10 protein-coding genes are annotated in these 14,065 nt (G+C 61.9%); 3 read left to right on the forward strand and 7 right to left on the reverse strand.

What is annotated here, in order from left to right:
* The first annotated feature begins 27 nt into the window (after positions 1-27).
* Positions 28-1,602 carry a helicase HerA-like domain-containing protein gene (locus B7X90_RS10380; protein ID WP_292624222.1) on the forward strand — a complete coding sequence of 525 codons (1,575 nt, stop codon included), beginning with the start codon at positions 28-30 and terminating at the stop codon, positions 1,600-1,602.
* 168 nt (positions 1,603-1,770) lie between these two features.
* Here the strand turns inward: B7X90_RS10380 and B7X90_RS10385 are convergent, their stop codons facing one another.
* The 6 genes from B7X90_RS10385 to B7X90_RS10410 all read right to left on the reverse strand — a co-directional run bounded on the left by B7X90_RS10385 (position 1,771) and on the right by B7X90_RS10410 (position 9,796).
* Complete coding sequence (locus B7X90_RS10385) at positions 1,771-4,440, reverse strand: M1 family metallopeptidase (protein ID WP_292624224.1); 2,670 nt, start codon at positions 4,438-4,440, stop codon at positions 1,771-1,773.
* A 109-nt stretch (positions 4,441-4,549) separates the two neighbouring features.
* The gene (locus B7X90_RS10390; protein WP_292624226.1) at positions 4,550-5,959 is read right to left on the reverse strand and encodes an ATP-binding protein; all 1,410 of its coding nucleotides are present in this window, start codon (positions 5,957-5,959) and stop codon (positions 4,550-4,552) included.
* A 5-nt stretch (positions 5,960-5,964) separates the two neighbouring features.
* A complete protein-coding gene (locus B7X90_RS10395) occupies positions 5,965-6,702 on the reverse strand; it encodes a response regulator (protein WP_292624228.1) in 738 nt (245 codons plus the stop codon).
* Between the two features lie 5 nt (positions 6,703-6,707).
* On the reverse strand, positions 6,708-7,346 hold the full coding sequence (locus tag B7X90_RS10400) for an EF-hand domain-containing protein (protein ID WP_292624229.1): 639 nt from the start codon (positions 7,344-7,346) through the stop codon (positions 6,708-6,710).
* 221 nt (positions 7,347-7,567) lie between these two features.
* Positions 7,568-7,936, reverse strand: coding sequence for a VOC family protein (locus B7X90_RS10405; protein ID WP_292624231.1), 369 nt, complete (start codon positions 7,934-7,936; stop codon positions 7,568-7,570).
* Positions 7,937-7,996: 60 nt separating this feature from the next.
* Entirely contained in the window at positions 7,997-9,796 is a 1,800-nt protein-coding gene (locus B7X90_RS10410; RefSeq protein WP_292624285.1) for an aminopeptidase P family protein, read from the reverse strand.
* 71 nt (positions 9,797-9,867) lie between these two features.
* Between B7X90_RS10410 and B7X90_RS10415 the strand changes: the two genes are divergently transcribed.
* Positions 9,868-11,889 (forward strand): S9 family peptidase, encoded by a 2,022-nt coding sequence (locus B7X90_RS10415; protein WP_292624233.1) that lies wholly within the window; start codon positions 9,868-9,870, stop codon positions 11,887-11,889.
* Positions 11,886-12,281 (forward strand): acyl-CoA thioesterase, encoded by a 396-nt coding sequence (locus B7X90_RS10420; protein ID WP_292624235.1) that lies wholly within the window; start codon positions 11,886-11,888, stop codon positions 12,279-12,281. The genes B7X90_RS10415 and B7X90_RS10420 overlap by 4 nt, the downstream gene beginning before the upstream one ends.
* On the opposite strand, the gene B7X90_RS10425 is transcribed toward B7X90_RS10420, so the two are convergent.
* On the reverse strand, positions 12,278-13,984 hold the full coding sequence (locus B7X90_RS10425; protein WP_292624237.1) for a diguanylate cyclase: 1,707 nt from the start codon (positions 13,982-13,984) through the stop codon (positions 12,278-12,280). The genes B7X90_RS10420 and B7X90_RS10425 overlap by 4 nt on opposite strands.
* Between the last annotated feature and the right edge of the window lie 81 nt (positions 13,985-14,065).

Here is a 14,065-nt window from a genome sequence, read left to right on the forward strand (position 1 = left end):
ATCATCGAAACGAACGGGGTTTCTGGCATGGACGATATCTACCTTGGTCTGGCATCCAATGGCGAACGGCAGGTGCTACGCTTGCGCCGGGCCAACCGCCATGGGCTGATCGCAGGCGCGACCGGCACGGGCAAGACGGTGACGCTGCAGGGCATTGCCGAACAATTTTCGATGCGCGGCGTACCCGTGTTCATGGCCGACGTGAAAGGCGACCTTGCGGGCATTTCGATGCCGGGCAGCCCCACTTTCAAGCACGCAGCCAGCCTCGAACAGCGCGCCAAGGATCTGGGCATCACCGACTATGCCTATACCGACAATCCGGCGGTGTTCTGGGACCTTTATGGCGAGAACGGCCACCCTATCCGCACGACGATTTCGGAAATGGGGCCGCTGCTGCTTTCGCGCCTGATGGGCCTCAACGATACGCAGGAAGGCGTGCTGAACATCGCGTTCCGCTATGCCGATGACAATGGTTTGCTGCTGATCGACCTGCCCGACCTGCAATCGGTGCTGATGGCCTGTGCGGAAAATGCCAGCGAGCTTTCCGGCAAGTACGGCAATGTTTCCAAGGCCAGCGTCGGCGCGATCCAGCGTCAGTTATTGAGCTTCGAAAGCCAGGGCGCAGACCGTTTCTTTGGCGAGCCTGCGTTCGAAATCAACGACTTCATCAAGGTCGACGATCAGGGCCGGGGCATGGTCAACGTGCTTGCAGCTGAAAAGCTGATGCAGAGCCCGAAGCTGTATGCCACGTTCCTGCTATGGCTGCTGTCCGAACTGTTCGAGGCGCTGCCTGAAGTGGGTGATCCCGACAAACCAATCCTCGTGTTCTTCTTCGATGAAGCCCACCTGCTGTTCGAAGATGCGCCCGACGCGTTGATGGACAAGGTGGAGCAGGTTGTTCGCCTGATCCGGTCCAAGGGCGTGGGCGTCTATTTCATCTCGCAGAACCCGATCGACATTCCCGAAAAGATTGCAGGCCAGCTTGGTAACCGCGTTCAGCACGCCTTGCGCGCCTTCACCCCGCGCGATCAGCGTGCAATCCGCGCGGCGGCAGAGACGTTCCGCATCAACAAGGAACTGGACGTTGAAACTGTCATCACTGAGCTGAAGGTGGGCGAGGCGCTGGTTTCAACGCTGAACGACGACGGTTCGCCCGCAGTCGTGCAACGCACGATGATCTCGCCGCCGCGCTCGCGCCTGGGGCCGGTGACGCCGAAGGAGCGCGCGATCATCCAGTCGGTCAGCCCGTTCGATGGCAAATACGACACTGCCGTAAATCGCGAATCTGCCGCCGAAGTGCTGGCGCAGAAGTCCGCCGATGCGGCTGCCGCTGCGCAGCAGGTCGCGGAAGAAGGCGAGGAAGCGCAGCGCGCAGCGCCGCGTCGCACGTCTTCCATGTGGGAAAAGGCCGGGAAAGCTGCGGCGGGCGCGGTGGCATCGTCCGCCGGAGCGGTCATCGCGGCCAAGATCACAGGCAAGAAGACAAGCGCATCGCCAATGTCCACAGGACTCACCGCCGTGGTCGGCACCATCGCCACGTCCATCGGCGGAGCCGCTTTCGGCCGCTTTGCGCGCGGCATCATGGGCGGATTGCTGCGCTGATAGTATGCCTGCGGGACGGGCAAAGGTTTTACTGAGCCCCCTCCTCTTCAGAGGAGGGGGTTGGGGGTGGTGTTTTCCGCCTAGCCCGAAGTCGTTATACAAGCGACGCCTGCGGCATCGCCACCACCCCTTACCCCTCCTCTGAAGAGGAGGGGGATTTTGAGTGAGTTACTTCTTCAGCTTGGCCAGCCAGTCCGACAGGCCCTTGGCAAAGAGCGGACGCGATTTGGCCTTTTCGGTCAGCACCGCGATCACGCGGTCGACCGGTCGCGCCGCTTCAGCTGGAACGGTCGCCTTGAAGGTGTTCAGTTTCTCGATCATAGCCGGATCATTGGAGTTCGAACCTAGGCCTGCGATGAAGGTCACCCGGCTCTGCGCATCGACCAGCGCTTCGATCTGGTCACGGTTGGCCAGTGCGAACGCGTATGTCTCGTCAGCGTGCAAGCCAGCCGAAGCGACGATCATCGCCGCGCTGGTGGTCTTGCCCGGAGCATCGGTCAACGCAAGTTCACGCGCGGCCTTTGCCAGTGCAGCATCAGCGGGGCGACCCAGCAGCGTGTAAAGGAACTGCCGCTCTACTCCGCTGTTCGATGCTGCGGCCATATTGCGGATCGCATCCCACTCTGCCTTCGTGGCATTGCGTGCGATGATGTTGAGCCAGGTCGTTTTCAGCGGCCCGTCCATTGCCTTGGGGTTCGAAGCCAGCAGGCCGAAGCGGCGGCGCGCTTCTGCCACTACGTCCGAATCGCCCATCGTGCCAAATCCTGCAATCAGCGTTGAGCGCAAGTCGGCATCGGGCAGGCTTTCGCCCGCCTTCGGCTCGAAGCCCAGCGACAGCAGGCGCGGCTTGTAGGTTGCCGCGACCTTGGTCGCCAGCTTCTTTTGCGCTGCAGCGTCCTTGTCGAGCGTGCGCCATGCACCCACGAAATCGCCGAACGCATTGCTCAGCACAACCGGATTGGCATTGCCGGGAATGGCCGCAAGCAGATCAAACGCAGGGCCATAGGGCTGATAGCCGCTGGCCGAGAGCGCCAGATTGTCGGCAATCAGGCCCATCTGATCGACCGGGGCGAGGCCTGGCATCGCAGCTTTCAGCGATTGCAGCATCTTCGGCGTATAGAGCGAACGGTAGTAGCCGAGCTGGCCCGCATTGATCACCACCGGCCCGCAGCCATTGACGCTGACCGTGGCTTTGCCGCCATCAAGGATCGTCCGCACCGGTTCACCCGAAGCGCTGGAAACCAGCAGCGGCACTTTCCACTGCTGTGGCGTGGCGGCAACTTCAGCCTTGCGGTCAACGCTGAATTCGCTCTGCTCAAGATTGAGCGTGGCCACGCCCTTCTTGCAGGTCATGCCGGTGACCTTGACCAACGGAATGCCGGGTTTGGTGGTGAAGTCCATTGCGATGGCGGTGAGGCCCGGAGCGCCCGCCTTTTCGACCGCCTGCCACAGATCCTTGGACTGCGTGTTGCCGAACTTGTGATCACGCATATAGGCGCGCAAACCGTCGCGCCACACGGTTTCACCGGCAAAGGCTTCGAGCATGGAAATGACCGCTTCGCCCTTCTGATAGGTAATCGCGTCGAAGGCCTGGTTGGTCTCGTCGACGGTCTTGATTTCCTGCACGATTGGGTGCGTGGTCTTGTACCCATCAAGGCCCATCGCCGCATCGCGCCCGTTCACGCGGCCAAGCAGCGGGAACCAGTCGGGGTGGAAATGCGCGGTGGCCTTGGTTTCCATCCAGCTGGCAAATCCCTCGTTCAGCCAGAGGTCTTCCCACCACGCCATCGTCACCAGATTGCCGAACCACTGGTGCGCAACTTCATGCGCCTGCGTGGTGACGATGTTCTGGCGCGCAGCCGCGCTGGTGATCGCCGGATCATCAAGCAGGATGCGTTCGAACGTGAGGATCGCGCCCCAGTTTTCCATTGCCGAAAAGAACTGCGACTGGCCGGGCGCAGCCACGTTATCCAGCTTGGGCAGGGGATAGGGTTGGCCGAAGTATTCCGCGTAATAGGGGATCAGCGGAGCGAGTTCGTTCAAGGCAAAGCGCGACTGTTCGCCACTGCCCCTGGGTGCAACGATGCCGACCTGCACGCCGGGCGAGGCTTCGCGGGCCATGCGTTCAAAATCGCCGAGCGAGAAGAACAGCAGATAGGACGACATTTTCGGGCTGGTGCCAAAGGTCACGCGCTTCAGCCCACCGTCGAGCGGCTCTTCCTTGGCCACCGGCATATTTCCGATGGCCATTTGGCTCGCCGGGACGACGGCGGAAAGGTCGAATGTCGCCTTGTAGATCGGCTCATCGAACATCGGGGCGAAGCGGCGCGCATCGGGCGCTTCAAACTGCGTAAACAGCCCACGCACATCCTTGCCGGTGATCTTGTCGGGATAATCGAGCGCGAACAGGCCGTTGGCCTGCGTGTTGATGATGCCGGTGTATGTCGTATCGAGGCGGTACTTGCCGGGGGCCAAGGGCTGAGCAGCGGTGAAGCGCGCGGTCTGGCTGGCCGCGTCCATGGTGATGGTCACAGGCATGGCAGTGCCGCCAACAGGCGTCAGTGTGGCCGCAGAAATATTCAGATCCAGCGAGTGGAGCGTCAGGAACGGCGTCGCCTCGGTTACTTCCAGATCGACCGAGGACTGGCCGCTGAACTTGAGGTTCGCTGCATCGGGTGTGATCGCAATGGTATAGTGCGAAGGGTGCGCCACGCGCGGAAGATCGGTGTGGACGCCCGCTGCGGCTGATGGATTTGCAGGCGCGTTCTGGGCAAACGCTGGAGCGGAGACAGCGGCGATGGATAGCGCAAACGCCGAGACTAGGGAAAGGGTACGCATCGGGGGCAGGAACTCCAGAACCTGAAAGATTGGTTACACTAGCAACCGGTCCGCCACCTCGCGAATCCTTTCGACAAAGCGCCTTTCACGTCCGACCAACTACGGTTGACTATGCCCCGATTGGCAATTGCACGATAGCGGTCAGGCCCAACACCTTTCCATCCAGTCCACGCCGGTTGGTCAGTGTCAATGTTCCACCATGCTGGTCGGCAATCGCGCGGGCGAGTGTAAGGCCTAGCCCGCTGCCGCCCGTGCTGCTGTTGCGCGACGCGTCGAGCCGGGTGAACGGTTCCATCATGCGCGTGATCTCGTTTTCCGGGATACCCGGGCCATCGTCCTCGATTCGCAGCATGGCCGTCTGCCCTTCACGGTGGAGCGAAACCCGTGCGCGCTCGCCATAGCGCATGGCGTTGGACACGAGATTGCGCAGCGCGCGGCGCATCCATGTTGCGCGCACCGGCAGGACAATGCGATCCGTCTCGCCCAGTTCCACCGGCTCGCCCATGTCCTCGAACTCGCCGATCACATCAGCGACCAGCGCTGCAAGTTCGGTCGGCTCCACCGGATCAGAAGGACGGCCAACCCGTGCCAGCGAGAGAATATCATCCAGCGAGCGGTTGATGTCTTCGATCGTCGCTGCCATCCGGCCGCGCTCTGTATCGTCCTCAACGGCCTCTATGCGCACTCTAAGGGCCGCCAGGGGCGTCTTGAGGTCGTGCCCGATTGCGCCGAGCATCACGTCCTTTTCATCGAGCATCGCCGCGATGCGGGCTTCCATCGCATTGTGCGCCACGATCAGGCCCTGGATATCCTCCGGCCCTTCGGGCTGCAATTGCCCGTCGAGCGCACGGTTGCCGGCGAAGTCCTCGACCCGCCGGGTCAACGCCTTGAGCGGCCGCGCCATACGGCGCAATATCCAAGCCATCGTGCCCACCAGCACGAGGTAGAGCACGATGGTCTGCCCCACGAGCGGGGCCAGCACGCGCATCTCACGGCCTTCGGTGAAGACGCGGGTGGACGTCCAACCTCCCGATGGCCGCCGGATCGACGCAATGACCAGACGCGGCATGGGTTCGTTGGATACCGCAGCCAGCTTCCGCTTGTTGCGCTGCCAGAACTCAAGACTTGGCCCGTCTTTCATGGGGTTGCGTTCAAACACCACGACTTCGACAGCATCCACGCCTTGCGAGCTGAGAACTTCGGCAAGTTCGCGCTCCACGCGAGGCAAACGGCGTTCACCGATACGCTGTGGCGACTGATCGGTGTGCAAAAGCCGGAAGGGCGACGGTGCGCGATCTTCGCCATCACCGTGCCTTTCACCACGCCGCTGCCTTCGCTCCTCAGGCGTCGGCCCGATCAGACGGAAGGCGGCTGAACTGACCATCGAGACTTCGCGGCGATGGCTTTGTTCGCGCCAGATCAGCACGGCCGAAATGGTTTGCGCCACCAGCAATGCCAGCGCGATAGCCAGCAGGACCTGCCCCTGCAAACTGCGCGGCCACAGACGAATGCCCCCCATGTCGCTCAGCTTTCCGCGTCCGTAGCAGGGCGTTTGCGCACTTCGGTGGCGAGCATATAGCCGCCGCCCCACACGGTCTGGATCAGTTGCGGATTGCGGCTGTCGACCTCAACCTTGCGGCGCAGGCGCGAAATCTGGTTGTCCACCGCGCGATCAAACAGATGCGCTTCGCGGCCCTGCACCATGTCGAGCAGGCGATCACGGTCGAGCACTTGCCGAGGGTGATCGAGAAAAGCCAGCAGAAGGCGGAATTCAGCCGAAGAAATGGCCACAACCGCGCCTTCGCGGTCGATCAGCCGACGCTTGAGCGGATCGAGCCGCCAGCCTTCGAATTCATAGATGACCGCGTCGGAAACTTCGCTCGATTGCTTGGTCGCGCGCCGCAGGACCGAGCGGATGCGCGCCACCAGTTCGCGCGGGTCGAACGGTTTCACCACATAGTCGTCAGCGCCGATTTCCAGACCGACGATACGATCGGTAGATTCGCCCTTGGCCGTAATGAAGATCACTGGCAGCCGCTTTGCCTCAACCAGATGGCGGCAAAACGAAAGCCCGTCCTCACCGGGCATCATGATGTCGAGCAGTACGAGATCGCACCCGGCCTCGTTCAACCGGCTGCGGGCTTCGGCAGCGGTGCCGGCCTGTGTTACGGCAAACCCCTGCCGGACCAGATAGTCCGCCAGGGGCTCACGCAGGGCCGGTTCGTCATCGACCAGGAGAATACGGATCGGCGCTTCGTTCATGACATTCAGTTAGCAGGAGGCGTGGGCGCCGGTCCATTGCCCATCGAGCCGCGCATCTTGCCCATGCCCATCTTGTCACGCATCGCCTTCATGGCAGCGCGGCGCTCGTCAGGCGTGATCTTGCCGTCCTTGTTCGCGTCGGCCATATCGAAGTGCATCTTCACACCGGCGTCGAATTCCGCGCGCGAGACTGCGCCGTCCTTGTTGGTATCGGCCATCTTGGCCATCTGCATGGCACCACCCATCATCCCGTGATGGCCCATGCGGCCCTTGCCACGGCCTTTCCAGCCTTCGCGCTTGCCTTCTGGCCCGGCCGCCATCTTGTCGGCACCCATACCGCGGCCCTTCATCGCACTGTGATGCGCCATGAATTCTGCGCGGCTGACCGAGCCGTTCTTGTCGGTGTCGATCTTGTCGAACATCATGCCCATCTTGGCATCACGATCGGCGCTGTCGAGCTTGCCGTCCTTGTTGAGATCAAGCTTGGCCCACATCGCGTCAGCCTTGGTCTTCATCTCGGCCCAGGTGACGGTCTTGTCGCCATCGGCGTCCATCTTTTGAGCCATGGCGGGCGAAGCGGAATATAGGGCCACCGAGGCGGTCGCCATAACGGCGGCGGCGGCAGCTATCTGGAATTTTTTCATCGTGGTGCTCCTTGAGCAACAAAGGGGTCAGAAACTGCAGCCGCCCCTTTGCAAGGAGAGGGGGAGGGAAGCCTTGCCCGGGGGATTTGGGAGGGCGACCGCAGTTCCTGTGACACCTATCTAGGCGCAGCATGTCGCGCGACTATGCCGGGGAGCGGGGTTAATTGTCGCAATTTGTCGCGCCGGGTGTCTTGCGTTCATCCCGGCGCAAGCGAAGCGGTTCAACCCATCACGAAAGCGTTCAACTTGTTGCCATCGGGATCGCGGAAATAGGCGGCATAGAACGTATCGCCGCGCGGCCCCGGAGCGCCCTCGCAGGTGCCGCCGCTGGCCAGCGCGATGGCATGAATCCGATCCACCTGCGCATTGTCCTTGGCCTCAAACGCAACCATCACGCCATTGCCTACGGATGCGACGTTGCCATCGAAAGGCTTTGTCAGGCCAATTCCCGCGCCGCCACCCGGTGCGCCCCAGGCAATTGCGCCATCCCATTCCATCATGCGGCCAACGCCCAGTTCGGCGGCGATCGCATCATAGAATTTTGCGCCGCGTTCCAGATCATTGGTACCAACGGTGACATATCCGATCATGGCAGTGTTCCTCCACCCCGCGAATCGGGGAGAAAGAACAATACGGGAACAATGTGACCGTCACAAGACTGCGCAGGCAGCGTCCAGCCATGCCAGGTCATCGTCCGAAAGCTGTGGCGCCAGCACCGAACGCACTTTGGTGTGATAGCTGTTCAGCCAGTCGCGCTCTTCGGCCGAAAGCAGTGCCATATCCACCAGATCGCGTGCGATCGGCGCAAAGGTGAGCGTTTCAAAACCGTAGAACTCGCCTTCGGCGCCCGCGATGTCGCGCCGTTCGACCAGCACCAGATTTTCGATGCGGATGCCGTATTCGCCAGTCTTGTAATATCCGGGTTCGTTGGAAAGGATCATGCCCGGAAGCAACTCCTGCCCCGTGCCGGCTTGCCCGCCGCTGGCCTTGGCAATGCGTTGCGGGCCTTCGTGCACAGCAAGGAAGCTGCCCACGCCGTGCCCCGTCCCATGCGCATAATCCAGCCCGGCCGACCACAGGAACTGGCGAGCAAAGCTGTCCAACTGGCTACCAGCCGTACCCTTGGGAAATACCGCGCGGGCCAGCGCGATGTGGCCTTTGAGCACGCGGGTGAAGCGATCCTTGACCTCAGCAGGCGGTGCATCGGGGCCGACCCAGACGGTGCGCGTAATGTCCGTCGTGCCATCAAGATACTGCCCGCCCGAATCGACCAGATAGACGCTGTTCGGCTCCAAATTCCGGCTCGTCTCTTCGCTTACGCGGTAGTGAACCACCGCCCCGTTCGGCCCCGCGCCCGAGATCGTGTCGAACGACAGATCACGCAAAAGCCCGGTCTCCGCGCGGAAGGCTTGCAGACGGTCTGCTGCAGATAGCTCGGTAACACCGCCCTTCGGGGCCTCCACCGAAACCCAGCGCAGGAAGCGCACAATCGCGGCGCCATCGCGTGCCTGCGCGGCGCGGTGACCGGCCTGCTCGACCGGGTTCTTGATCGCCTTGGGCAGGACCACCGGATCGGTCACCGCCACAACTTCGGCCCCTGCGCCTTCGAGCGCGTGGAAAATCGCCGCGACCGCACGTTCGGGATCGACCGCGACCTTGCGGCCCTTCAACTGCTCCAGCGTGGGCACGAAAGCCTCGCGCGGCTGCACACGCACGGCATTGCCGAGATGCGCGGTCAGTTCAGGAGTGACCTTTTCAGGCGCGATGAACAGGTCAGCCGTACCATCGGCATGGGCGATCACATAGGACAGCGCCACCGGCGTGCGGTCCACGTCCGCGCCACGGATGTTGAGCAGCCATGCCACCGAATCGAGCGCCGAAACCACTGCCGCATCCAAACCCTTCGCTCCCAGCCATTCGGCCACTTCGGCACGTTTTTCATGCGCAGACTTGCCCGCATGTTCATCGGCATGGGGCACCGCCGGGGCGAGTGAGGGCATTGGTTGATCCTGCCACACGGCGTCCACCGGATTGGCCGAAACCGGCACGAGCGTAGCGCCACGCACCTGCAACGCCTTTGCCGCTTCTTCGGCCCAGCCCTTGCCATGGAGCCATGCGTCGTAGCCGATCTTCGCACCCTTGGGCGCGTGTTCGCCCAGCCACGCTGCCACGCTCGTCTGCGGCACCGACTGGTACGACCACAGTTTGCCATCCACCTGATCGCACACCTGCAGCGTATAGCGCCCATCGACAAAGATCGCGGCCTCATCGGCCAGCACCACCGCCGTGCCTGCCGATCCGCCAAATCCGGTCAACCATTCCAGCCGCTGGGCATAGGTGCCGACATATTCGCTCATGTGTTCGTCGGAAATCGGGATGACAAAGCCGTCCAGCCCGTCCTTCACCAGTTGCTTGCGCAAGGCGTCTAGGCGGGTTTCGTGTGTGTGCATCAGCATGGTCTTGGTCCTGAATGTGGGCGGCCCGCCTTGCGGGCATCATGCAAGCAACATAGATGCGAGGGATGAGCATTGCCACACCTCCTGTTACCGACGATTACGCATGGCTGCGCGATCCCGGCTACCCTGAAGTGACCGACAAGGCAGTGCTGGCCCACCTCGAAGCCGAAAACGCTTGGTTCAAAAGCCGGATGGACGAACGCCAGCCGGTGATTGACGGGCTGTTCAAGGAAATGCGCGCACGCATCAAAGAGGCTGACAAGTCCGTCCCGCAAAAGGATGGCAACTGGCTCTACTGGATCGAGTTCGAAGACGGCGCGGAATACAAGGAGTGGTGGCGCAGGCCGGTTGGCGCGCCTGACGATGGCAGCGCCGACGAACTGATCCTCGATGAAGTGGCGCTGGCAGAGGGCAAGGAATACTTCCGCCTCGGCGCGATTGCGGTGTCAGCCGACGGGACGAAGCTGGCGTGGTCGGTCGATGACAACGGTTCCGAACGTTTTACCGCACGGATCAAAGTGATCGCCACGGGTGAAGTGCTGCCCGACGAGATCCCCGGCACGCTGTCCGGCCTGATCTGGGTGAAGAACGATACTGGCCTCGTCTACTCCCTCGCCAATGAAAACTGGCGGACCGACAATGCCCGCCTGCATTGGATCGGCCAGCCGCTGGAAAGCGATGTCGAACTCTATCACGAGGATGACGAGGGCTTCCGCGTTGGCGCGGCGCTTTCGGCCAATGAAAAGTGGCTCATCATTTCGACCGGGGATCACGAAACCGGCGAAGTCCGGCTTGTCCCTGCCGATGACCCGCTGGCAACGCCTCTGCTGGTGAAGCGCCGGCAAAAGGGTGTGGAGTATGACGTCGATGAACGTGACGGCGTGCTTTATATCCACGCCAACGACACGCACGAAAACTTCCGCCTCGCCACCGCACCGCTCGACAATCCCGGCGAATGGTCCACGCTGATCGAAGGCACGGACGATTTCTACTTGACCGGCTTCGAACTGTTCCGCGATTTCTATGTAGTCGAAGGCCGCGTGCGCGGGTTGGACCGGATCGAACTGCGGTATTACGACGATCCCACGCGGGTGCAGCCCATCGCTTTCCCCGAAGCCAGCTATGAAGCATCACTGGGCGACAATCCCGAATGGGACATGCAGGTGCTGCGCGTAGGCTATGAATCGATGGTCAGCCCGGCCTCGGTCTATGATTACGATGTGGCGGCGCAAAGCCTGACGCTGCTGAAAGTGCAGGAAATTCCCAGCGGCTATGACGCCTCGCTCTATGAAACCGCACGGTTAGAGATTGCCGCACGCGATGGCACGATGGTGCCGGTCAGCGTGGTGTGGCGCAAGGATCGCGCGGCGGGTGGACCGCTGCACCTCTATGGCTATGGTGCTTATGGGATCGCCATTGGCCCCGGCTTCTCCACCACGCGCCTCAGCCTTGTGGATCGCGGTTTTGCTTATGCCATCGCGCATATCCGGGGCGGCGATGATCTCGGCCGCGCGTGGTACAAGGCGGGCAAGCTGGAAGCGCGCACCAACACGTTCAAGGATTTCGTCGATGTAGCCAAAGGCCTGATCGAGCGCGGCTTTACCCAGGCCGGAAAGATCAGCATTTCGGGCGGATCGGCTGGCGGCGAACTGATGGGCGCGGTAATCAATTCCGACCCTGATCTGTGGGGCGCAGTCGTGGCGCACGTGCCGTTTGTCGATGTGCTGAACACGATGCTGGACGAAGACCTGCCGCTGACGCCGGGCGAATGGCCCGAATGGGGCAACCCGATCGAGGACAAGGCCGCGTTCGAACTGATCCAGTCGTACTCGCCCTATGATCAGATCCGCGCGCAGGCCTATCCGCCGCTGATGGTGACCGCAGGGCTTAACGACCCGCGCGTGACCTACTGGGAACCCGCCAAGTGGGTGGCCCGCCTGCGCGAGGCAAAGACCGACACCAACGAACTGATCCTCAAGACCAACATGGGCGCGGGGCATGGCGGCAAGTCGGGCCGGTTCGAGAGCTTGAAGGAAACGGCGGAGGAATTTGCCTTTATCCTGTGGCAGTTAGGGGTGCCTGCTTGAGCAATCGCCACACCCTCACCTTCACCGCCGGGCCTGAACACATCGACGAACTTGGCCACGTCAACAACGCGGTGTGGGTGAACTGGATTCAGGACATTGCGACCGCGCATTGGGCGGCAGTGGCAAGCGCCGAACATCAGGCAGCCTACATCTGGGTCGTGACCCGGCACGAGATCGATTATCGCGGCAACATTTCCGAAGGCGAAAGCGTCACCGCCGAAACCTTCATCCCCGAACCACCCACCGGCGCGCGGTTTGATCGGCGTGTCGATTTCCGCAATGCGGCGGGCAAGGTGATAGTCAGCGCAAAGACTACGTGGGCGATCATCGACCGCGCCTCGGGCCACATCCTGCGCGTGCCCAAGGATGTCGCCGCGCCGTTCCTGCCTTAAACTGCCTCTGCCAAGGCAGGCTGGAACCCGGTCACTTTCTCGCGCATCGTGCGGTTGCGGCCCAAGCGCTTGGCCTCGTAGAGCAACTGGTCACAGCGGGCATAGAGCGATGCAAAGTCGATCTGCAGGTTGCCGCGAGTATCGTGTTCAACCAGCCCCATGCTGGCCGTAACGATCCGTTCCAGCCCCGGCACTTCCGTGGTAATTCGCGCGCTGATGGCACGGCGGCAGCGTTCCGCGCGGGCTGCGGCATCGTGGCCGCGCAGCAACAGCAGGAACTCCTCGCCCCCCATACGGATCGCGCGCGTATCGCGATCATCGGTCAGTGCATGGGCGACGGCGCACAACACCATATCCCCGGTCGCGTGGCCGTGTGTGTCGTTCACCACCTTGAAGTGATCGAGATCGATTACTGCCATCGTGCGGAAGCCACGCCGGAACAGCTCTTCGAACCGTGCCTCGATCGTGCGGCGGTTGCGCAGGCCAGTCAGGGGGTCGCGATCGGCCACACCTTCCAGTTCCAGCGCGCGCGCGGTGGCTTCGTCACGCTCCTCGCGCACTTCAACAAAGCGGTTGACGATGCCCAAGGCAGTTACCAGCACTTCGAAAACCAGCGAAATCTGGTAGGGAAGGATGGCCTCTGTGGGATGCAGCATTGGCGCAAAATGCGCCAAGATGCGCCAAGCGCCAATGGCCATGAGCGGGGTCCAACCGAAAAACAGGAAGCGTACCGCGCGGCTACCCCGGCGGCCCGCATCAATCATCGCGATCACGAGCATGATGATTGCGACTCCCACCGACAGATGCATGGTGAGCGACGAGTAGGGCCGGACCGCTTCTATCGGAACGCTGGTCAGGACTCCCACTAGCCACATCATCGGGGCGAGGCGCGCCGACAGCTTGCGCAACCGGGGATCAAGCCGATCTTCTTCAATGAAATTCGTTGCAAACAGCAGCCCTGCACCCGCCATAGTAGCAAAGGCGACGTTCGAAGCCTGCCATTCCCACTGCATGGCTGGCTGGAAAAACAGATGGGCAAATCCCGTGGCAAAAGCTGCCTGCGCGAGCATGGCCGACACCATCACGAGATGCCAGATCACATAGCGCTCAGGCAGGACCGAATAGAACGCCGTGTTGATCAACAGCGGCACCAGCAACATCCCGCAAGTCGCCGCCATGGCCACGATCAGTTGCAGCGGCCAACCGCTTCCTTCGGCGAACGGATCAAGCCGCATTTCACTCAAACTTGTCTTGCCCCAGGGCCGCACCATTCTCACGGCGATCTGCGCCGTTTCAGCAGTCACACCCGGCACCGGAATGGTCATGTAAGGACCGGTGGCAAGATGGCGCACGTCTCCCGGCCAGTACGAGGCCCAGTTCGCGCGGCCTTGCCGATCAATCACGCCCACATCAATCCGCTCGAAATTGCCGGTATGCGTGGTCAGGCTCTGTGGAAGCAGTCGATTGGTGGTGTCAGGCAAGTCGAAGCGAATCAGCACGGTCTGCGTGGCGAGCGTCCAGCCCTTACCATCGCACCGCCAGCGCGAAGGCTGTGCTGCCACTTCAGACCAGGTCTCATTGATCGGAGCCTCGGCATGGCAGACGCTCGCAACGGGCACGGTGCCAGCATCTGCAAATGCCGCGACACTACCGAGCGACACAAGCAGGACAAAGGCCAGAAAACGTCCCAGTCCACGAATCATGGCGCCGCAATAACGCGACAAGTTTAGAAGGCAGTTAATGCTGCTGCGCAACAAAAGTGAATTTCAGCCAACATTGTAGTA

The sequence above is a fragment of the Novosphingobium sp. 17-62-19 genome (assembly GCF_002256775.1).
In the GTDB taxonomy this organism is placed as follows: domain Bacteria; phylum Pseudomonadota; class Alphaproteobacteria; order Sphingomonadales; family Sphingomonadaceae; genus Novosphingobium.